The sequence below is a fragment of the Sphingobium sp. ba1 genome, from assembly GCF_000743655.1.
Lineage (GTDB): Bacteria > Pseudomonadota > Alphaproteobacteria > Sphingomonadales > Sphingomonadaceae > Sphingobium.
Map to the genome: position 1 here is coordinate 1,416,290 of NZ_JPPQ01000069.1, position 20,037 is coordinate 1,436,326.

A 20,037-nucleotide genomic window follows, 5' to 3' on the forward strand; every position below is an offset into this window, starting at 1 on the left:
CACTGACCGCCTTGAAATCGACCAGCGTGTCACGCAGTCCTTTGCGATGTTCGGCGACGAGCTGCACCTCCCAAACCTTCTCGACCTTGGCGGTGTTGGGACAGACCCATTCTGTTCGGCCAGCGCTATCGAGCATATAATGCGTCAAGGCATTGCTGACCCCGCGCTCCTTCAGCTCGGTCTCATGCTCCCATGCAAGGGTATCTGCGATGGAGCCGGGGTTTGACCTTGCAGGCAGATTGGCAAGGGTGAGTGTCCCGTCCAATGTCGCCTGCCGCCGGTCAAGCCATCGTTTCAGCACGATGCCATCGGGGTCGGGGTTCATGATCAAACTGTTGCTGTTGTAGCTGCGCTGCGTTCCAAGCTGGTCGATCAGCGCGCTGATGCGCTCGGTTTCATGGGGTTCGGGCGTCTGCTGCCCCTGCGCGCTGCAACCGGCCAGTGCCGCCCCGGCCAGTAATATGATAATCCACTTCATCCCCGTCGCCCTTTGTCCATTTGGGGCGACGGCCGAAGCCGGATGTTGGAAACCTGGAGAAACCCACAGGCGCATGCACCTTTACCGGCGAACCGGTTGGACATACGCGCATGCCACCCGGCCCCAGAATATCTGTGACCGGCTGGTTTCTTCCGAGGTTTCCACGCCCCGCCTCCGAGTGTCGCGGAGGCAATTCAGTATTAGGCCATGGCCCGTCGATTTGGCAAGCGCCCTCAATGCTTAGCCGTCAGGCACCCGTTCGAACGCGAAGGTCGATTCCGGCCGCAAGAAGTGCGGCAATCGATCATCCAGCCCGACCGAGGCCGGATTGATCCAACGATAGCCATCGCTGTCGAACAGGTGGAGCCGGTGTTGGCTATAGCCCGCAATCACCGTCCAATGATCGTAGACACCGTCCAGGATCAGTACGATGGGGCATCCCTGGTCAATATAGTTGCGGATCGCGGCGGTAGCGGTGGAGGCCTTCAGCCCAGCCTTGGCTTTGAACAGCTGCCGCTGCCGGATGGAAAAGCCCGCTATCGATGCGATCTCAGGGATCAGGTTGTCGAGCATCGTCTGCCAGGGCTTGGGATCGAGCCCTAGGGTCGCGGCCATCTTGAGAAGGCGGTGTCGCGAGAGGATATGGACAGCCTTGCGGAATATCCGCCGGGATTCTGCCGGATGAAGCTGTCGGTCCGGATAGGCTAATAGCCTCACCGCATTAAGGATGGCATAGACGCCGCAAAAGCCGTCCACCTGTCCTTGCCGTAGCGGTTTGAGCGCGAGTCTGGCTTCCATCAGCGCCAGCGCTGCTTCTTCGCTCAATATTCCGACGCCAGCATGATGGTGAGTACCCGCGCGGTGACATCGGGGTTGGCGGGATCGGGCGAGCCATATTCGAGGCGTTTGTCGTAATAGTCGATCTTCCAGAAAAAAGTCTGGCCCTCATACTCGACCGCGCCAAAATCATGTTCTGCGTGCGAATCATTGTCCGGGGTGAAAGCGTCAAACTGCGCGACCTTGAGCAGCACGGCCTGCAAGCCCATTTGGCCCAAGGATCGGACGCCGGACGTGATGGTGACATAGCCACCTCGTCGGAAAGCCCGCAGTTCGTCGTTGAGAGCACGGATGCGAGCAGTCCGCGCCTCCAACTCCATCGTTCGTGATTTGTTCTTTTGATAGCCGGTCTCTTCCTGTGCGTTCATATCAATGCTCCTTTCATAGGCGTGGCAATGGGCGCTCGGGGGCGTGCCGAAGCGCAATGGGATCGTGGGTGGTAGGAAAATATGCCGACGCCGCGGCTTGGGCGTCCTGCGGGCGCAGGAACGGCGGTGACGGCTAGATCAGCCGGATCAGCTTGTGCTGTGCGTCACGGTCGCCCTGGATATAGCGTTCGGTGGTGGTGATGGCGCGATGCCCGGCCAGTTCCTGCACGTCGCGCAGGGAACCACCGGTTTTGGACAATAGCCGGGCGGCACGGGTGATGAAGGTGCGCCGTCCTGAGTGCGAGGAGCAGCCCACCAGCCCCAAAGCCCGATAGGTGGCGCTGAACCAGTTGACGATGGCACCGGGCATCATCGCCGCGCCCCGTTCGGAGCGAATGACCGGGCCTTGGTCGGGGTAGCCCTCGGCCTTGTGTAGTGCCATCAGCGCAGTGCGCAGCAGCCGGTTGATCGGGATTTGTCGTCCTGACCCATATTTGGCGATCGAACCGGTGACGCTGATATGGGTCGCGATGCTGCCGTCAGTGGCAAGGACCATCGGCCAGGTGAGGCCCGCTATCTCGCAGGCGCGCAAACCTGCTTTGAAGCTAAGCAATATGATGGCCCGGTTACGATCGGGGTGACGCTGGAACCGGACATACGCCAGCGCAAGGCGCACGTCATCGGGTTCCAGCACCTTGGCAGGTTGTCTGGACATGAGAGATAATCCGATTGTTGGGAAATGCTTGGCGCTGGACAGCCCAGCGTTACGCCATGCCAGTATAGCGCAAAATCGAAAAAATGTCAAATTATCCTGTAAATACAGTTATTTATACACTGATCCCTGCGGACTGGTGGCGGCTAGATTTGTCGCTTAACTCGTTTGTACATCCAGCGGCGCGGCAAGGGGTTGGATCGATCTTACATGATCGTCCCAAGCTTGTAGCGCGTCCTTCTTTTCAGCCGCCCAGGTATGACGCTGATAGATACCAGCAATGCCGGAACGCGAGCCGCTCAGATGGTTCAGTACGGCCTCAGTGACTTCAAAACGAATGCCCAACCGCTGCAGACCAGTCGCGCAGGTTCGCCGTAAATCATGAAACCGCCATGGTTTGACGCCATGTTCCCGCTGTGCGCCAGGGTATCGCTGTTCAACTATGATGCAGCAAAACTGGTCTAACCGGGTCTTCGCCACGGAAAAGCCACGTGAAGGCTTGTCGCCGCTAGATGATAGGACAAATCCGTGTTTTGGCCATGTCATGGACTTTTCACCAAGATGCCGCGCAATTTCGTCGATCAATTCGATTGCTCCGGCGGATAATGGAACATCGTGAGCCGTAGCATTTTTCGAGCGTTCGGCTGGAAGCGTCCAAGTGGCATGATCCCGATTCAGCTCAGCCCAGTTTAAGCCTGCAACCTCTTCACGCCTCTGACCGGTAAGGATTAGAAGCTTTACGAAGTAGGCAAAGGGATACCCTAGCTTGTCGCTGCCGTGCCAGATGGTTGATAGCTCAAGGTCACTGAGGACTCGATCTCGCGAGGCGGGAGCGGCAGGCGGCTCCATGTCACCGATCGGACTTGTGGCTAGATCGCCTCGACTTACAGCCCAACGAAATAGGCGGCGCAGTGCGGCAAACGTGTTTCGTCGGCTGGCGGGACGATCTGCCAATCGATCCAGAATAGTTGATATGTCTGATCGACGAACGTCCGCTAATGGCTTGCTCTTCAATACCGGGATCGCCTCGCGTCTCAGGAGGCCGGAGGCTAATTCATGGCCGCCCTTCCATTCGACTTTTAGATATTCGACGATAAATCGTTCGGCGTAGGAGGAGAATGCAAGTTCGACATCCTGGTGTCGCTTTTGCTGTTTGAGAGCGCCCGGATCTTGCCCACAATCGACCATGTGGGATAGTCGCTTGGCTTCTTTGCGAGCTTGATCCGGCGTCCAGGTGCCATGCGCTCCAATGGTGTGTCGGCGCACTTTTGCAGCTCTGCCGCCCATTCGGTACTGGAATATGTACGACCGACCGCCAGCAGGGGTCACTTTTAGCCCAAAGCCTTTGATTTCATCATCCCACAGAAAATTCGTTGTTTGAGATGGTTCGACCGCGTCGACTGCTCGCTTAGTTATATGCCCCTGCGCCAATTCAACCTCCAGCAATCACGTAGCAATCACATTAGCGCGAACGGGGTAGGAAGATAAAGCATTGTGGGGCAATGAAGTTCAAGAAAATTCACAGTTTTCGTACATCGGCAAGGCGGTGCGTGGTTATCTTATGAAACTTCCAAGCTTGTGATGCGGGTTCGATCCCCGCTACCCGCTCCAGTCCGTCTTGCATTGAAGGCCGGATGGCATTTCTGCCATTGTGTCATGCAGTGTTGCGTATGCAATATGTAGACCAGCAATCCGTTTCGCGATGGTCGGTTTCTTGATCCACTCCGTATCTTAACACGCATCAAAACACCATGTATGGCTCGAAGCAGGGATTTTTGGGGACGAATTGATGTTTGACAAGGTGGATCAGTTAAGACTGTCTGTTGTTGACAGCGTCCTTAAAAAATACCCTTTCGGAGAGATTGTCGTTGGTAAGTCACCAACGGGGAGCAATCCAATTACGGCGGATGGTGCTGACTTTAGGAGGGCTACTGGCGGCGGAGCTTTTGTAGTTATTGATCCCTCCGTCACATGTGTCCGCGGTGCGAGCAAAGCTACAGCGGCAGGTGCCTCCAGTCTGATTTCTATCGGGGCTTCCACTACTCTAGCCCGTCTTATTCACCGGCGGCATGGGATGGGGTTGGCGGACGTGGCGTAAGTTACTGATCTGGAGTAGAGAAAGAGTGCTTAAATCATCCCTCTACGCCGGACAGAAAGTGCCACGACCGCCATGGCAGATGATAGCCTCCTCGGTTTCTCATTCCCAGCGATTTGCCGCAAGAAAATGACCGCCGCCTTCGACGGCGGTCGGCTGACATCCGATGGTGGCGTATTGCTGCTGGCGCAGGCCGAGCGACAGCTTGGCATTGCGGAACGGCTTGCCGCCTGCATTTGCGACCCTCGCGACCAGAGCCGCGTCGTCCACGATCTCGACGACATCCTGCGCGCTCGCATGCTGGCGATCGCCTGCGGCTATGAGGATGCCGATGATCTCGACAGTTTGCGTCACGATCCTGGGTTCAAGCTGGCGCTCGGCAAACTGCCCGGCGGCGTGATCGGCCTGGCAAGCCAGCCAACGATGAGCCGCTGGGAGAATGCGCCGACGACGCGCGAACTGGTGCGTCTGACAGGCGCGCTCGTTGATCTCTACTGCGCGAGCTATCCCGTGCCGCCGGTCGCGGTGACGCTTGATATCGATGAGACGGTTGATGTCGTCCATGGCGGCCAGCAGCTCTCCTTCTGGAACGGCCATTATGGCGAGCGCTGCTTCCTGCCGATCCATGTTTATGACACCGCGACTGGACGTCCGGTGGCGATGCTGCTGCGCACCGGCAAGAGCCCATCGGGGGTCGAGACGGCAGGCCATGTGCGTCGGCTGATCCGGCGCATCCGCCGCCACTGGCCCAATACCCGCATCACGCTACGCGGTGATGGCCATTACGGCCGCCCCGAGATCATGGCGTGGTGCGAGGCGAACGGCATCGACTATGTGTTCGGCCTGCCCGGCAACAAGGCGCTCCATGCCGATCCCGTCATCGTCAATCGCGGCGATGCCTGTGCCACCGACCGGGCGCTGCAGGGATTGGGCGTGCTGCGCCGTTATGCCGAGACTTGCTACGCCGCCAAATCCTGGGGGCCGACCAAACGCAGGGTCGTCGCGCGGATCGAAGCCAGCACTATGGGCCTCGATATCCGCTTCGTCGTCACCTCGATCGAGCTTGGTAGCGCCGAGCACATCTACGACACGCTCTATTGTGCTCGTGGCCAGGCCGAAAACCTCATCAAACTCCACAAGACCCAGTTGAAGAGCGATCGCACCTCGTGCCGATCGGCCAATGCCAACCAGATGCGCCTCATCCTCCACACCGCCGCATATTGGCTGATGTGGAAGCTGCGGCAGGCCGTGCCCGCCACCGCAGCGCTGAGGAACGCCGAGTTCGCCACCATCCGCATCCGCCTCATCAAGGTCGCCGCCCGCGTCGTCGAAACCGCCAGTCGCATCCGCATCGCCTTCGCCAGCGCTTGCCCCGACGCCGACATCTTCCAGCATATCGCCCGCGCCCTCAAACCCGCGCCGACCTGAACGGCGCGGCGCGGCCGCAGATCGATCCACCCTGTCCAGAAACCCCGCAAACCTCTCGGCCAAACGCGATGAAATAGTCGCCACAGGGCAACTCGCGCTGGCCGCCTCAGCCTGCCACCCCGTCCCGGATTAAGCCATCACGCAGCAGCCCGGTGAATAAGAGAGGCTAGGCTTCTTGCGGACGCAGGCCGAGCGCATCGACCGCCGTCTTGTCCATGTGTGGCCGGGCGACACGAAGAAGGACCGCGCAGCCTTTGAAAAGTTGAAGGACGCCTATGTGAAGGCGCGCTATTCGAAACATTATCGCGTCTCCCTCGAACAGCTCAACTGGCTGGCAGAGCAGATCGAAGAACTAGGTCGCGTCGTGCATATGGTGTGTTCGGAACGTTTAGCCGTCCTTGAAGGCGAGGTCCGCAAGGCGGGCTGACCCACCCTTGCATGCCCTTTGCGAAGTTGGCATGATCGCCGGGCACTACGGGATCGATCTGGCTACCGGGTGTAGGATTTCCCTGCCAGCATCATGCACACCTGTCCTGTCCGGACGGGTGGCCGTTTCGGGATAAGGCGCGCACCGCGCTGGACGACGGCGACCATCGCTGATCTGGCTGTCCGGTTTTCCGGATATTCCAGCGTGCCGCGTGGACGCTTTCCATGCCTTACCATTGCTGCCCGCCCGTGCGGACGAACTGCGAGCCCTTGCCATGAGCGTCGGGCCAAAGGACAGGCCTGTGCTGACGGCGTCCAGCGCAGAGAGCGCGCTGCTCGACACGCTCTTTCGGCAGGAGTCTTCACGCCTGCTTTCCTATTTCCGCCGAAAGACCGGGGATGCCGAAGCCGCCAGTGATCTTGTCCAGGAGAGCTTCGTCCAGATCGCGCGCGTCCCGCGCATTGGCGATCTGGTCAATCCCGCCGCCTATCTGCAGCGGGTTGCTCGAAATCTCCTCTTTGGCCGCGCCCGTGGCCCACGCCGAGCTTTCGAGCGGCAGATGGTCGCGTTTGAGGATGACTGCGACTGCGCTCATCCACCACAACAAGAAATGGAGATTGAAGCCAGCGATCTCCTTGTCGTTTACGAGAGGGCCGTTGCCGGTCTAGCGCCAAAAACACGTGAGATTTTCCTGATGAGCAGGCGCGACGGAATGACCTACAAGGAAATTCAGGCGAAAGTCGCGTTGAGCATGGGTGCAGTGGAATATCATATGATGCGCGCCATAGCCCATATCGACCGTTATCTGGACGACCATGACCAACATGCCCGCTGATCCCGCCCCTGACCTTGACCCGCGCACCGTTGCGGCCATGTGGCTGGCAAAAATGCAGCGGCCCGATGCCGAGCGGTATCGATCGGACCTAGACGCTTGGCTCGCCGCCGATCCTGCCAATCTTGCGGCTTACAATAAGGCGGCCGGCCGTTTTCACGATGCGAAGATGTTGAGCCAGTCGAAACGATGGCGGCCAGCACCGCTCGATAATCCCGGTCACCGCACGCAATGGGCTCTCGTCGCGGTCGTTGCCGTGGTGTTGGGCGCCGCCTGGCCGCTCTGGAAGACGCTATCGCCCCCTGCCACCATCGAGACCGATGGTCGACAGACCGCTGCAACCACCGCAGTTGTCGCATCAGCCACCATAGAAAACCTGCATGGCGCGATTTCCCGCCGACGCCTGCCCGACGGATCATTCGTATCGCTGGATACGCAAAGCGTGATGCGGTTTGCCTTCAATCCCAAGGCCCGGGATATCTGGCTGGATGCCGGCCGCGCGCGCTTTTCCGTTGCCCATGACGGCCGCCCGTTCATCGTGCACGCCGGAACAGGAACAGTGACAGCAACCGGGACAGTGTTTGACGTTGTGCTTGCGCCCGACGGCGCGGTGCAGGTCAGATTGCTGGAAGGGGGCGTCGATGTGCAACCGTCGATCGCACGTCCAATGCCGCCGCGTAAGCTGAAGGCGGGTCAGGCCCTGACCTTCACCCGGATCGATCATGCCGTGCCAATCGCCGTCATCGACCCGCGCGACATCGAATGGGTCGATGGCATGATGGCATTTGAGTCTGCACCCCTCTCGGAAATCGTCGCTATCGCCAACCGGTACGCCCGCGCGCCGATCCGCATCGAGGGCAGTGGCCTACCTGACATGCGGCTGTCCGGTCGATTTCGGATCGACAATCCCGACCGGCTCGCTGCCAACCTGGCCCAAAGTCTCGACTTGACTGTAGAACATCAACCCTCTGGCGCGATCATCCTGCGACGCTGAAATTATTTTACGTCCCCCTTAAGGTCTTCGCCTAACCCCGCATCGATCCCCTTGAACGACCGCCAACGGCAGGCGTCACAAAAGGGGCTGACTATGCGTATTTCCGGATTTCTGCATTCTACTCTGCTCGCCAGCGCGGCGCTGACCACGCTGGCGGTGTACCAATGTGCCACGGCGCAAACCGACGTCGCGGTGCCTTATAATCAGTCCAGCCAGCCAATGGCCGAGGCGCTGCGCGAGGCCGCCGCTACATCCAGGATGGAGATTTTCTTCGTGCCCGCCGATGTCGCCGGGCTCACTGCGCCTTCGCTCCAGGGACAATTCACGCCGCAGGTCGCCGTCGATCGATTGCTGGCCGGAACCGGCCTGAAAGCACGCATTACAGACGGGACCATCTTCATTCGGGGGCGAGACGGGGCGGCGGATGCCCTCGCCACGGGTGAAGCGGCGAACGCGATCGTCGTCACCGGATCCCGGCTGAAGGGTGTTACGTCGCCATCGCCTACGATCGTGCTTGATCAGGATGACATGCGCAACGCCGGGCAAACCAATCTCGGCGACGTCGTCCGGAGCATCCCACAGAGTTTCGGGGGCGGCCAGAATGTTGGTGTCGGACTGAACGTCCCCTCGGCCAGCGGCGTCAATGTCGGCTCGGGATCAAGCATAAATCTGCGCGGCCTGGGATCGGATGCAACCCTGACGCTGCTCAACGGTCATCGGCTAGCCTATAATGTGTCGCGGCAAAGCGTCGATGTGTCCGCCATCCCCATGCTGGCCGTCGATCGGCTCGAGATTGTCGCGGACGGTGCGTCGGCGATCTACGGATCGGACGCTGTCGCTGGCGTCGCCAACATCATCCTGAAACGCGACTTCGACGGCGTCAGCACCAGCGCCCGGCTGGGCATGTCGACCGACGGCGGCAACGAGCAGCAGCAATATGGCGTTATCGCGGGGAAAAAATGGGGCAGCGGCGGGGCTTTCATAGCCTATGATTTCGAACGCGACACGGCGATCGAGGCGCGGCAGCGCAGCTACACCGCGAGCTATGGCGCGCAATCCCTCTTTCCCGCTGTAAAACGGCATAACCTGATCATGAGTGGCCATCAGGCACTGACCGCTGATCTCACATTCTCGCTCGATGCGCTCTACAACCACCGCACCAGCCTCTACAATTATCCGCTGAACGCGACCGGAGACTATCGCCAGTTGGGAACATTGCTGTTTCCGCGCAATACCTCCTTCGCTCTGGCACCGTCGCTGGACTGGTCGGTCGGCCAGGGCTGGTCGCTCTCCCTTGCCGGCATGTACGGCAAGGACAAGACGCACTATGATTCCGACACCTATATCGGCGGATCCCTCTTTTCGTCGGTCCGCGCCTGCTATTGCAACGATGCGCAGTCGATCGAACTGAATGCCAGCGGGCCTCTGATGCAGTTGCCGAGCGGCCAGGCCAAACTCGCCGTCGGCGGCGGCTATCGACGCAATGGATTTCATGCCTATCGGACAACCGGCTCGCCGCAGAACATCAATGTGTCCCAGGACAGCTATTATGGTTTTGCAGAGCTGAACCTGCCGCTTGTCTCGCGCATGATGGGCGTGCGCTTCGTCGATCAACTGACGTTCAGCGGCGCGATCCGCTATGAGGATTATCCGGGCATCGACAAGATCGCCACGCCCAAGCTCGGCCTGATCTACGCACCCACGCCCGATTTCTCATTGAAGGGATCCTGGGGAAAATCGTTCAAGGCGCCCACCATGTTCCAGCAATATTCGGGGAAATTCGTATCGGTCACCGCCGTGCGCAATGTGGGTGGATCGGGCTATCCGGCGAACGCCACCGCGCTATTGGTGACCGGGGGAAACCCCGATCTCAAGCCCGAGCGCGCCACGAGCTGGACAGGGACGCTCGATCTCCATCCCCGGGCGGTCCCAGGCTTGCAGATCGAACTGAGCTATTTCGACATAGCCTATCGCGATCGCATCGTCGCGCCCATCACCTACAGCAGCCAGTCGCTGAGCAATCCCATCTATGCGGATTTAATCAATGGCTCGCCGTCCGAGGCTGACAAGGCGTCCGCTCTGGCGAATACGGAGTCGATCAATTATCTGACCGGAGCCTACGACCCGGCGACTGTTGTCGCCATTGTGGATAATCGCAACGCCAATGCTACGCGGCAGAATATCAAGGGTGTAGATCTGTCCGTTCGCTACGCACTCGCCCTTGGCGGCGGGCAACGACTGACATTGAGTGCCAACGGCAGCTATCTGCATAGCACACAAAAGCTCAGTGCCAGCCAGCCGCTCGTGCTGCTGGCAGGCACGATCTTCAACCCGCCCCATTATCGGGGTCGCGGTGCCGTCACCTGGACCAACGGCGCCACATCCTTGTCGAGCACCCTGAGCTATATGGGATCGACAGAGGACCTTCGCTTCACGCCTGTCTCCCGATCGGGCGAGATGACGACGATCGACCTTACGGCGCGGCACCATATCGGCGAGGCGGGTCTATTATCGGACATGGATGTGGGGCTGACCCTTCTCAATATCCTCAACGAGAAGCCGGGGGTCGTGCGCCGCTCGCAAGTTTACGATCTGCCCTATGACTCCACCAACAATTCAGCGATCGGCCGTTTCGTCAGCCTTTCGATCACCAAGCATTGGTGATCGCCATGGCATTGGCATGCATGAACTATCGCGCACGGTTGTTGATCGTGGGCATCGGCCTGTTCTTGGGCAATGTCTGCGGGACGCCAGCCATGGCCTCGCAATGTGCGGATTTGCTACCCGGTTTGCGTCAGGACGTCGCGCGCGCGGTGACGGCGGGCGATATCGCGAAGTTGCGGGACATAGGGCCAATCGGCGGCATGCCTACAGGACAAAGTCCGCTTGCCCTGTCACCCGATGGGCGGTCGATCGCCTTCATCCTGACCCGGGCACATCCTGAGACCAACAGCTATTGCCAGGGCCTCGTGGTGGTCGATCTTCGGCCGGACAGCGTGGCCCGGCTCGTCGATCAAGGTGGAGAATTGATCCGGGTCACCTTCCAGAGCGAACAGCGCGGGCTTCTGACAGACACCGGTATCGCTGCGATCAACCAGCCGCGCTGGTCGCCCGACGGTACCCAGATTGCCTATCTGCGCAAAGATCGGGGCAGGACGCAGGCATGGCGTGCGAGTGTGCATGGCACAAGCGGCACGCAGGTGTCCCATTCGCCGGTCGATGTCGAGGCCGTCGCTTGGTCGGATGACGGGACGGCGCTGATATATGCCAACCGGCCATCCCTGATCGAAGAGAATGCAAAGCTCGATCGGGAAAGCCTGACCGGCTACCTGTTCGACGATCGGGCGATGCCCATCTATGGTGACCGACCGATGATCCGAGGGCCATTGCCCCTTCATTATGCTGCTACAGATATTCCTTCGACTTCCTCATCAGATCGATCCGCCACGCCAGCCGAACGGACCGCGCTCGACCGGATCGGCCCGGGCATGCTGCTGGGTCGTCCACTCGCTGCTAGCGGACCTGCCGGCGTCGAGGCATGGCTGAAGGCGGAGGTGCCCGATCGCTATCTCAGTCCCATCCGCTTGTGGGGCAAGGACCGGCTGGGACGTGAATGGCAGTGTCAGCACAGCAGCTGTTCCGATGGCATCATCGGCATGTGGTGGTCCGCCAAACATGGGGCCGTCCGGTATCTGCGCCGCGACGGCAATGGCGGCAGTCGCCTGACATTCTATCTATGGACGCCGGGACACGCCGCACCGCGAAAGATGTGGGGGACTGATGGCCTGTTGACGGGGTGCCTCCCTGCGGAGGATCGTCTCATCTGCGCCCAGGAAGGATCGACCCAGCCCCGGCGCATCGTGGCGCTGGATGCCGATACCGGCCGATCATCGGTTATCTTCGATCCAAACCCGGAATTTCAGCATTTACAGATGGGAAAGGTCCAGCGCCTTTACTGGAAGAATCCGTTGGGCTTTGAGACCTTCGGCGATCTTGTTCTGCCCGCCAATTACCCCGTCGGCGCAAAACTGCCGTTGATCGTCGTCCAGTATCGAACACGCGGCTTCCTGCGCGGCAGCATCGGTGACGAATATCCCATCCATGCCTTTGCGGCGCAGGGCTTCGCCGTCCTGAGCGTCGAGAGCCCGCCATTCTTCGCTACCAGTCTAAAGCAAGGCAACTGGCGGACGTGGAAGGATGCGGAATCGGAAAATGTGAAAGGGTGGCGGGAACGGCATAATGTGGCCTCGTCCATCGTCGCCGGCATCGAGACAGCCATGGCGACAGGCGTGATCGATCCGAAGAGGATCGGCCTGACCGGCCTGAGCGATGGCTCGACCACCGCTTGGTATCTGCTCATCAATACCGATCTGTTCGCTGCAACCTCCGTCAGCACCTGTTGCGCCGACCCCAAGACGGACCTGATCATGGGTGGACCGGCCTGGGAAAAGGAACGGCGGCGTTTCGGTTACCCCGCGCCAACCAACGATAATCCAGCCTTTTGGCAACCCATCTCGCCCGCCATGAATGCCGCCAGGATCAAGGGACCCGTCCTGATGCAACTGGCCAGCGATGAATATTTACGCGCGCTCGAGGCCTATACTGCCTTCCGGGAGATCGGCCCGCCGGTCGAGATGTTCCTCTTTCCGGGCGATCACCACATCAAGTGGCAACCGGCTCACCGCATGGCCATCTATGCGCGCAACATCGACTGGTTCAATTTCTGGTTGCGTGATGCCGTCGACCTAGCACCGGAAAAGGCGGCGCAATATGACCGGTGGCGGCAGCTGAAATTACAACGTCGTCCATAATGGTATGGGTTCATCATTAGCGCGCTGCCCATGACTGCGCCCATGCTTCGGCATCGACCAACCGCATCAGCCGCCAGAAATCGCCGTTCCGGGCATGTTGCGACCGATCGATGCTCTGCTCGATTGCTCCCATATCCAGAAGGCCCGCCTGCGCCAGAAGACCTTCCCGTAGCATGGTCGCAATGGTCTTCCGATGGGCTTCGAACAGCGTCGCTACGAAGCTGTCGGGCGTGCCTTTTGACAATCTAGCGATAAGCGGCGGGGGCAAGACATCTTCGAACGCCTTACGGGCGACGCTGCGATTACGGCCGTCGCGGCACCAGAGCCAGGATGGAATTTTCAGGCAAAGTTCCACGATTGGCTGCGACAGCAGGGGCGAGATGACGGGCCTATTGAAACCACGTTCGCTGTCGAGATGGTTCTGGATACGCAAGAGCAGGGCGATATGGCTTGCCGTTCCCGGCAGCGCACCGTCTGGCGCGTCCAGCCAATCGTGCCTGCAGGCTGCCGTCGCTTCCTGCGTGGCAAAGGTAGATAGAAAGCTCAGGTCCGGCTTCCAGACATAACGGGCTGCCTTTTGCCGACTCTTACGCCAACCGCTTCTCGCGACAGACCAGATATCTGCATGGGCGAGCGCGCTCATGTCCATGATCGCCCGCAAGGTTCCACGACCGATGCCCTCGACCAGCATCTGATCGGCGATCGGCGCCCCGGATTGCAGATAGCAGAAGACATTGTCACCACCGCCGCCGTTGAAGAAGACATCTGCTCCGACATCGTCTGCAAGCCCTATCCCCAGCGCGTCGCCTGCCTGGGCGAAGGATCGGACCGAGGGGCGTGGAAAGCGGGCGGCACCTGCGCGATGCAGGTCAACGAGGCCCACTTCCAGCATTCTTTCGAACAATGGCTGCCCGAGCTGATTGGTCAGTTGCCGGGCATAATCCCGCTCGTCTCCCGACGGATCGGCGGTCACCAGCGTCATATGGCTTGCGCGAACATCCTGGGGCATGGCCGCCGCAACGACGGAGGAATCGAGCCCCCCCGACAGATAGAGGAGGACATGCGCGAATGGCTGCGTCCACGCCTGGACGCAGTCCATGATGGTCTCGCGCAGCAGGCGGACGGCCTCAACCTCATCGCGGATGAGCGACAGGCGACCGGTGTGCTGCCACGGTGACCAAAAAGCTGCAATATCTTGCGAGCCACTCTCGGCAACCCGCATATGCGAGCCCCCGGGCAGTTCGGTCAGGCCTTCGATACAGGTCTGCGCCGGACGCATTTGATCGGCGATCAGGAACCGCGTGAGTGCCCGCCAATCGATTTTGGTCCCGAGAAGATCCACGTCGACGAGCAGAGCCGGCTCGGACGCAAACGCAATAATTCCTTTATGCCGCACATGATAACATGGGATCATGCCGGAGGGATCGCGGGCGATCTCGATCGCCATATCGTCCGGGCTCTGCCGGATGGTGACATAAGCCCCCCAGTTCGATGACCCGCGACTGGTCGGCGGTGCTTGGGAGATGACCACGACCTGGCGGCTGCGACCGCCAACCTTTTCGAACATATAGCCCAGAATGATCCCGGCGCGGTCATCCGCCATGACAAACGGGCCGCCGGGTTCAACCAACACGACCGCGCGGCCGAATGCGGCGACCTTTGTAAAGCCCGTCACGGCAATGACGCGATTCACCACGGTGTCGATGCTTTCGAGGAGATCGCCTGGAAAGACGAGCGCGATGTAGCGGAGCGCCATTACAGGACCAGTATCGGCTTGAAACGCCGCACATGATCGACACGATCGTCGAGAATGAGATCGTCTTGCTCGACCCAGCTATGCGCCGAGAAGGGATGCAACTGCACACCAAAGACCAGCCTCGCATCATGGCCTCGCTGCTGCGCGTGGCGGTAGAGCGCCAGTGCCCGGATGAGGCAATGATCGACTGGGAGATAGTAGCGACGCGACGATTCATAGGCAGCGCACAGGCGCCGCATGTCGGCCGCGGACGATCCAGGGACAACAGGCAGTGGCGTTGCTTCCCTAAGCCGACGCAGGGTCGTCGGCAAACCCTGCCGCTTTAATGTGCGACGCATGGCCGCCAAACGGACAATAATCTCAGGAATCTGGGCCGCCATGCGTGAGGCGCCATCCTCTTCGTCGAATATGCTGCGCCCGGCTGGTACATGCTGGCAGGGTGTAAGTGGCTTGGCGCCTTCACCGTGGCCAATGATTCCCGCAGCGCGCAGCGGCGCTATCTCCTGTTCCGTAATGCCCACATTGGAGGACTTCAGGAGCTTTTGAAGACTGTCGCGCGCAGGCCCTGTCAGACTGAAATAGCGATCCGCCTCATAATCCATGAAGATGAGGTGATGCTGGATTTCACAGAATGTCAGTCCGGGGCGAAGCGACAAGGCCATGAGACGCCTTTCCGATAACCGGTGCGCGGGAGCACCGCGCACCGGCAGTGGTGTCAGTCGTCGGAAAGGCCGACCGGGTTCTGCAGCCCGATCTCGTCACCCTGGCCAAGGCCCGGGCCCTTCGTCTCGACGCTGATTGCGCCAAGGTCGATCATATCGTCGTTGCGACGTTCGACAGTCTTTTCCATCACACGTTCCTCTTCGATAGACCGCGATCCATTTCGCGGCACCGACAAGGATGTGCCCGGCGATCGATTATAAGAATTTTATAATCCGATTATAATCGCGACCGACCTTCGATCCCCACGCATAATGGACCTCTGATCGAATGCTAACAGGGAGAAGGCAGCCTATTTCCGACGCGGGACGTGACCGTGCTGTGAGACATGAGTTGGGATCATGCGCCGCCGTCTTTAGCAAAGCCTGGACATACACGACAGCGACCCGGTCACGCCCGCTCTGCCGGCGGCATTGATCCAAATCTATCCCGACATTTCTGCAATCGCAAATTCTGGCATTGGTAAAAGGCGCCGCGAGGGTTCGTTTTTCCCCCATTTCTGGGGATTTTCAGCATGAGTGAACCGCGAAACATTGGGTTTGTCTGAAGAACCAATGCGGCGAGGGTTGGAGCATGATCGAAATCCGTCACCTCCATTATGTCATAGCGACGGCGGAGCTTGGGAGTTTTAGCCAAGCGGCCGAGTCGCTGCGCATCAAGCAATCTACGTTGAGCCAACGGATCCGCCATCTCGAGCAGCGGCTTGGCACCGACCTGTTCGAGCGCTCGACCCGCGGCGCCCGACTGACACGCGCGGGAGACCATTTTATATCGGGCGCGCGCCAGCTTGTGGCTGATCTCGACAGCCTTCATCGCAACACCATCATCTTTGGACAAGGGCGCTGCGGTGCGCTGAAGCTGGGCCTTTCAGGCGCAGTGCCCAGTAGCGCGGTGCAGTCTCTCATGCTGGAATTCAGCAAACGCCATGCAGACATCCAGCTGTCTGCTGCGGTCTGTGACAGACAGGCGCTTGTACGCGACTTCGAGCGCGGCCAACTCGACGCCATCATCGTTGCAGGCCATCTGGCCCCGCCAGCCGCGGCATATCACGCTATTGGCAGCAGCCGGCTTTTTGCCGTCATGGTCCGCGACAACCCTCTGGCATTGCGTGCGCCGCTCTTTTGGTCGGATCTGCGCGACCTTACCCTTCTACTTGCGGACAGCGCGCGCGGGGACGATCTGCTCTCCCAAGTTGCCGGACATCTTACCCTGGCCCAATCGCAGGCTGGTCTGGATCGCGCGGCGATCGTCCGTAGTCCGCTGAATTTGAATGGGCTCTACCAACTGATTGATGCAGGCTGTTTTACCATCGTGCAGGAGGGCGCGTTAGCTCGCTTGCTCCCGCATCTCGTCGCCTTGCCCATCCACGAGCCCCATGGCCATGCGCGCATCGATTTTGGCCTCTGCTGGCGTAAAGACGCTAGCAATCCTGCGCTGGCCCCTTTGCTTGGGACCATCATGACGGTTGCCGAGAAGCCTTACCGCTGCGATGGCTTGCAAAGGCGCGGTCCCCCGCCATGAACCGTTCCAACATTGGGCCGATGAGGCGTTCGGGAGAAACCTGCGCTTCCCCCGTTTCAGTGGCCAACGCCGCAGCATAGCGCACAAGGTCGCGATGGACATTGGCAGGCAATTCCAGACTGATCTTGACGGGCTTGTCGTCCGCCAGCGATCCCAGGCGCAGCTTGGCCATCACCGATTGCCCAGAGGGGGAAGGACAAGGTCTCGCGTGATCATGACGCGCAGCGGATGGCCCGGCCGGATGGTCAAGGTCGGGGCTATCGCTACCTGACGCTGTATGATCTGTTGCCCGGCCTGATTGAAGCTGTCCTGCGACCCCCGGCGCAGCGCCCGGATGATGTCGTTATCGCTATCGGCCGCCAACTCCGTGCCAAGGCCCAAAAGAGTAGAGATCATGGCAGCGCGCGCAACGCCACCCCAATGATTGTTTACGCTGTCCTGCAAACCCACAAAGCCGCTGGCATCGGCTCCAGGTTGACGCTCGAGCATCATCGAACGCCCGTCAGGCATGATGAGTCGCGTCCATGCCATCAGAAGCCGCGACTGACCGGCATCGATTTGCGAATCATAGTCCCCGATCAACCTTGCGCCCTGCGGAATGAGCAGGATGCGCCCCGTCGGGCTGTCATAGACATTCTGCGTGACCTGGGCGCTGATCTGACCGGGCAGGTCGGATCTGATGCCAGTGATCAAGGCGGCGGGTATGATGCTGCCAGCCTGCAGGATGTTGGCGGACGCCACAGGTTCGACGGTAGATGAGGCGAGCGAGCGCGTATCCATGGTGTCCGTCATGAAAGCATGTTTGGCCGCGCTACCCGATGCCGTCATTGCCGATGGGGCGGCAAGGTCCGGCCCGAACGTTGGCGCGGTGGTCGGCAACCCCGTGGCGACATGCTCCGGCGCGCTGCCCGTCGATTGGGCACTCCCCTGTCCTGTAAACAACTGGCTTGCCTGCGCAGCGTCCCGTTCCTGACGCGCCTTTTGCCGTACTGCGACGGCCGGATCGATGGCCTGGCGATCGGATGGATAGCCTTGCCCGGAAACTTGGTTGTCGTTGCCGCCCTGTTGTGCAGCAAGGATTGGCCGTCCCAGGTCGCCCGGTAGCGGCGGTCCCAATTGCGGGACCTGGCTATAGTCCTTGGGCACCGATCCCAGACCGTCGGCCTTTGCCCGGCTCTCGGTCGCGTAGACTTCCTGGCCGACCGGATTCTCCGGTGGCTGTAGCGCATAGATGAGCGCGCCCCCGATGCTCAATCCTGCAAACACGCCCACCCCGGCCAATGTCTTGCGCGAGAGGCGCATTACCGTCGGCGCATCCCCTCCCAACTTGAACGGCGCCGCCGACGGCACGGGCGAACTATCCTGCTCGCTACGGTCGCTCATGGTCGGCTTCTCCCGCTTGCGATCCGTGTCAGGCGTACCCGCTGCGCCGTCTTCCTGTCCCCCATGCGCAACTCGGCTGCGCTGAAGAGTCGGTCGATGATGATGAAACGGTCCTGCACCCGATAATTGACGAGCTCGGCATTGCCGGCACTCCCCAGGATGAAGACTGGCGGCATTTCGCCCTGCGCGACGCTTGCGGGAAACTCGATGAAGACCTGGCTACCGTCGTCGAACGCGCGCAGTGGTCGCCAGCTCGGCTTGTCCCCATCGATCGCGTAGCCGAAATCGAGCGAGGCGAGATTAACGCCTGCGGCGATCGGCGTCTTTACGGCGATAGCGGCGTTGCGCTGCCGCAGCGCTATCAATTCATCCTGAGGGTAGGACCAGGATACCGATGCCATATAGGTGGCCGGGGTGGCGCGCAGTTCGAGATGATAGGTCCGCCGATCTGTGTTGATCACCAGGTTGGTCATAAGATCGGGCCGGGTCGGCTTCGCCAGGATGTGGACCCGTTGCGTCTCACCCGCACCGCTGAGCGTATCGCCGATAATCCATCGCACGGTATCGCCAGCAGCGACGGGGCCCGCGCCGACAAGCGTTTCTCCGGGCTGAAGGGCGATGTCCGTCACCTGGCCGGGCGCCGTGTAGACCTGATAAAGAGCGCCTTCCGCCCAGGGATATTGCTGCATGGCGTTGATGAAGCCATCGCGCGCGGGCTCTATGCGGGCTGCGGCATTGGCAGCGACGATCCGGGTTTTGGGATCAGCAAGCGCCGGAGCGGGAGCTATGAGCGGCACCGGCTTGAGTTGCCCCGGCAACGGCAGGGGGTTGGCAACAGTCACGATCTCGACCTGTTTCTCAGGTTCCGCGATGCGCACTGCAGGCGTTTGCGTTGCCCCAAGCAGGGCCGGGCGCGTCGCTGCGCAGGCCGTGATCGTGTTTACGGAAATCAGCAAAGCCGCAATTGCGGCCCCAGAACGATGAACGTGCATCATTGGGAAAGCTCCTTCGACCAGTTGATAGCGTTGACGAACAGACCGAGCGGGTTCTTGCGCAGGGCATCGGGCGCGGAGGGTGGCTGGATCACGACCGTCACGATGGCCGACCACCGGCTTGTCTCAACCAGTGCCCCATCCTGGTATCGCCGCTCGGTCCAGGAAACGCGAAAGCTGCTGTCCGACGACCGGATCACGCTCGATATGTCGACCGCAACCTGCGTCTTGCCGACAAGCGCGAACGGGTCATTCGCCCGCGCATAATCATTGAGGACCATGGCGCCGCGATCCGTGGTGAAGTCATAGGCGCGCAGCCATGCCTGGCGCAGGACGATCGGATCGGCCGGGATGCTGCGAACCTGCTCGACGAAGCGCGCAAGATGGAAGGCGATCTGCGGATCGGTCGGACGGTATCCCGCATCGGCGGGGCCGACGGCCTGTGCTTCGCCGAACTTGTCCACCTGCACCACCCAGGGCACGATCGAGCCGCGCGCCGATTGCCAGATCAAGCCGGCGGCAAGACCACCAGACAGCATCAGCGTGCCGAAAAAGGCGAGACGCCAATTGCGCGCCTGGACGCGCGCTGAGCCGATGCGATCGTCCCAAGCCTGGGCAGCACGCTGGTAAGGCGTGACCGGCTCCGGGGTCTGGCCGTACCGGATGGATGGTCGTTTGAACAT

19 protein-coding genes and 1 pseudogene are annotated in these 20,037 nt (G+C 60.5%); 8 read left to right on the forward strand and 12 right to left on the reverse strand.

Going from position 1 to position 20,037, the window contains the following annotated elements:
• The 5 genes from IL54_RS24925 to IL54_RS22925 form a co-directional block, all read right to left on the reverse strand.
• On the reverse strand, positions 1-478 hold a 478-nt coding region (locus IL54_RS24925), incomplete at its 3' end, for a hypothetical protein (protein WP_193378836.1).
• A gap of 240 nt (positions 479-718) precedes the next feature.
• Positions 719-1,303, reverse strand: a complete 585-nt coding sequence (locus IL54_RS09890; protein ID WP_037475253.1) for a hypothetical protein — start codon at positions 1,301-1,303, stop codon at positions 719-721.
• Positions 1,300-1,683 carry a DUF3768 domain-containing protein gene (locus IL54_RS09895; RefSeq protein WP_237748840.1) on the reverse strand — a complete coding sequence of 128 codons (384 nt, stop codon included), beginning with the start codon at positions 1,681-1,683 and terminating at the stop codon, positions 1,300-1,302. Before IL54_RS09895 ends, IL54_RS09890 begins: the two co-directional genes overlap by 4 nt.
• 133 nt (positions 1,684-1,816) lie before the next feature.
• Complete coding sequence (locus tag IL54_RS09900; RefSeq protein WP_037475255.1) at positions 1,817-2,398, reverse strand: site-specific integrase; 582 nt, start codon at positions 2,396-2,398, stop codon at positions 1,817-1,819.
• Between the two features lie 156 nt (positions 2,399-2,554).
• The gene (locus IL54_RS22925) at positions 2,555-3,841 is read right to left on the reverse strand and encodes a tyrosine-type recombinase/integrase (RefSeq protein WP_237748841.1); all 1,287 of its coding nucleotides are present in this window, start codon (positions 3,839-3,841) and stop codon (positions 2,555-2,557) included.
• 724 nt (positions 3,842-4,565) lie between these two features.
• On the opposite strand from IL54_RS22925, the gene IL54_RS09905 reads away from it, so the two are divergent.
• From IL54_RS09905 to IL54_RS09930, 6 genes and pseudogenes are all read left to right on the forward strand, one after another.
• Positions 4,566-5,918 (forward strand): IS1380 family transposase, encoded by a 1,353-nt coding sequence (locus IL54_RS09905; RefSeq protein ID WP_037472266.1) that lies wholly within the window; start codon positions 4,566-4,568, stop codon positions 5,916-5,918.
• Positions 5,919-6,084: 166 nt separating this feature from the next.
• Positions 6,085-6,345: pseudogene (locus IL54_RS09910) on the forward strand (nucleotidyltransferase); the annotation flags it as partial.
• A 301-nt stretch (positions 6,346-6,646) separates the two neighbouring features.
• Positions 6,647-7,180, forward strand: a complete 534-nt coding sequence (locus tag IL54_RS22930) for an RNA polymerase sigma factor (RefSeq protein ID WP_237748842.1) — start codon at positions 6,647-6,649, stop codon at positions 7,178-7,180.
• 37 nt (positions 7,181-7,217) lie between these two features.
• A complete protein-coding gene (locus IL54_RS09920; RefSeq protein ID WP_162182243.1) occupies positions 7,218-8,171 on the forward strand; it encodes a FecR family protein in 954 nt (317 codons plus the stop codon).
• A gap of 93 nt (positions 8,172-8,264) precedes the next feature.
• Entirely contained in the window at positions 8,265-10,835 is a 2,571-nt protein-coding gene (locus IL54_RS09925; RefSeq protein WP_076605564.1) for a TonB-dependent receptor, read from the forward strand.
• Positions 10,836-10,855: 20 nt separating this feature from the next.
• Positions 10,856-12,982: an Atxe2 family lasso peptide isopeptidase gene (locus IL54_RS09930; protein ID WP_037478295.1), complete on the forward strand. Its 2,127-nt coding sequence runs from the start codon at positions 10,856-10,858 to the stop codon at positions 12,980-12,982.
• Positions 12,983-12,998: 16 nt separating this feature from the next.
• Here the strand turns inward: IL54_RS09930 and IL54_RS09935 are convergent, their stop codons facing one another.
• Positions 12,999-14,429, reverse strand: a complete 1,431-nt coding sequence (locus tag IL54_RS09935) for an asparagine synthase-related protein (protein WP_162182215.1) — start codon at positions 14,427-14,429, stop codon at positions 12,999-13,001.
• 69 nt (positions 14,430-14,498) lie between these two features.
• Here IL54_RS09935 and IL54_RS24620 point away from each other — a divergent pair, with 69 nt between their 5' ends.
• Positions 14,499-14,774 (forward strand): hypothetical protein, encoded by a 276-nt coding sequence (locus IL54_RS24620; RefSeq protein WP_162182216.1) that lies wholly within the window; start codon positions 14,499-14,501, stop codon positions 14,772-14,774.
• Here the strand turns inward: IL54_RS24620 and IL54_RS09940 are convergent.
• Both IL54_RS09940 and IL54_RS24095 read right to left on the reverse strand, forming a co-directional pair.
• Entirely contained in the window at positions 14,738-15,400 is a 663-nt protein-coding gene (locus IL54_RS09940; RefSeq protein ID WP_037475263.1) for a lasso peptide biosynthesis B2 protein, read from the reverse strand. The two genes, IL54_RS24620 and IL54_RS09940, sit on opposite strands and share 37 nt — an antisense overlap.
• Before the next feature lie 53 nt (positions 15,401-15,453).
• A complete protein-coding gene (locus IL54_RS24095) occupies positions 15,454-15,588 on the reverse strand; it encodes a benenodin family lasso peptide (RefSeq protein WP_156106185.1) in 135 nt (44 codons plus the stop codon).
• A gap of 443 nt (positions 15,589-16,031) precedes the next feature.
• Here IL54_RS24095 and IL54_RS09945 point away from each other — a divergent pair, with 443 nt between their 5' ends.
• On the forward strand, positions 16,032-16,979 hold the full coding sequence (locus IL54_RS09945) for a LysR family transcriptional regulator (protein WP_037475265.1): 948 nt from the start codon (positions 16,032-16,034) through the stop codon (positions 16,977-16,979).
• Here the strand turns inward: IL54_RS09945 and IL54_RS22935 are convergent.
• From IL54_RS22935 to trbF, 4 genes are read right to left on the reverse strand one after another with little or no spacing between them, the layout of a single operon-like run.
• Complete coding sequence (locus IL54_RS22935; RefSeq protein ID WP_076605493.1) at positions 16,915-17,151, reverse strand: DUF2274 domain-containing protein; 237 nt, start codon at positions 17,149-17,151, stop codon at positions 16,915-16,917. The two genes, IL54_RS09945 and IL54_RS22935, sit on opposite strands and share 65 nt — an antisense overlap.
• Positions 17,151-18,362 (reverse strand): TrbI/VirB10 family protein, encoded by a 1,212-nt coding sequence (locus IL54_RS09950; protein WP_037475268.1) that lies wholly within the window; start codon positions 18,360-18,362, stop codon positions 17,151-17,153. The genes IL54_RS22935 and IL54_RS09950 overlap by 1 nt, the downstream gene beginning before the upstream one ends.
• Complete coding sequence (gene trbG, locus IL54_RS09955; protein ID WP_037475270.1) at positions 18,359-19,357, reverse strand: P-type conjugative transfer protein TrbG; 999 nt, start codon at positions 19,355-19,357, stop codon at positions 18,359-18,361. The genes IL54_RS09950 and trbG overlap by 4 nt, the downstream gene beginning before the upstream one ends.
• Positions 19,354-20,037 carry a conjugal transfer protein TrbF gene (gene trbF / locus IL54_RS09960; protein WP_037475271.1) on the reverse strand — a complete coding sequence of 228 codons (684 nt, stop codon included), beginning with the start codon at positions 20,035-20,037 and terminating at the stop codon, positions 19,354-19,356. Before trbF ends, trbG begins: the two co-directional genes overlap by 4 nt.

Bases quoted from the DNA above. Each gene is read 5' to 3' on its own strand.
- IL54_RS09895 (WP_237748840.1), bottom strand. From the start codon at position 1,683: ATGAACGCACAGGAAGAGACCGGCTATCAAAAGAACAAATCACGAACG.
- IL54_RS09900 (WP_037475255.1), bottom strand. From the start codon at position 2,398: ATGTCCAGACAACCTGCCAAGGTGCTGGAACCCGATGACGTGCGCCTT.
- IL54_RS09905 (WP_037472266.1), top strand. From the start codon at position 4,566: ATGGCAGATGATAGCCTCCTCGGTTTCTCATTCCCAGCGATTTGCCGC.
- IL54_RS09920 (WP_162182243.1), top strand. From the start codon at position 7,218: ATGTGGCTGGCAAAAATGCAGCGGCCCGATGCCGAGCGGTATCGATCG.
- IL54_RS09925 (WP_076605564.1), top strand. From the start codon at position 8,265: ATGCGTATTTCCGGATTTCTGCATTCTACTCTGCTCGCCAGCGCGGCG.
- IL54_RS09930 (WP_037478295.1), top strand. From the start codon at position 10,856: ATGAACTATCGCGCACGGTTGTTGATCGTGGGCATCGGCCTGTTCTTG.
- IL54_RS09935 (WP_162182215.1), bottom strand. From the start codon at position 14,429: ATGGCGATCGAGATCGCCCGCGATCCCTCCGGCATGATCCCATGTTAT.
- IL54_RS09940 (WP_037475263.1), bottom strand. From the start codon at position 15,400: ATGGCCTTGTCGCTTCGCCCCGGACTGACATTCTGTGAAATCCAGCAT.
- IL54_RS24095 (WP_156106185.1), bottom strand. From the start codon at position 15,588: ATGGAAAAGACTGTCGAACGTCGCAACGACGATATGATCGACCTTGGC.
- IL54_RS09945 (WP_037475265.1), top strand. From the start codon at position 16,032: ATGATCGAAATCCGTCACCTCCATTATGTCATAGCGACGGCGGAGCTT.
- IL54_RS22935 (WP_076605493.1), bottom strand. From the start codon at position 17,151: ATGGCCAAGCTGCGCCTGGGATCGCTGGCGGACGACAAGCCCGTCAAG.
- IL54_RS09950 (WP_037475268.1), bottom strand. From the start codon at position 18,362: ATGAGCGACCGTAGCGAGCAGGATAGTTCGCCCGTGCCGTCGGCGGCG.
- trbG (WP_037475270.1), bottom strand. From the start codon at position 19,357: ATGATGCACGTTCATCGTTCTGGGGCCGCAATTGCGGCTTTGCTGATT.
- trbF (WP_037475271.1), bottom strand. From the start codon at position 20,037: ATGTTCAAACGACCATCCATCCGGTACGGCCAGACCCCGGAGCCGGTC.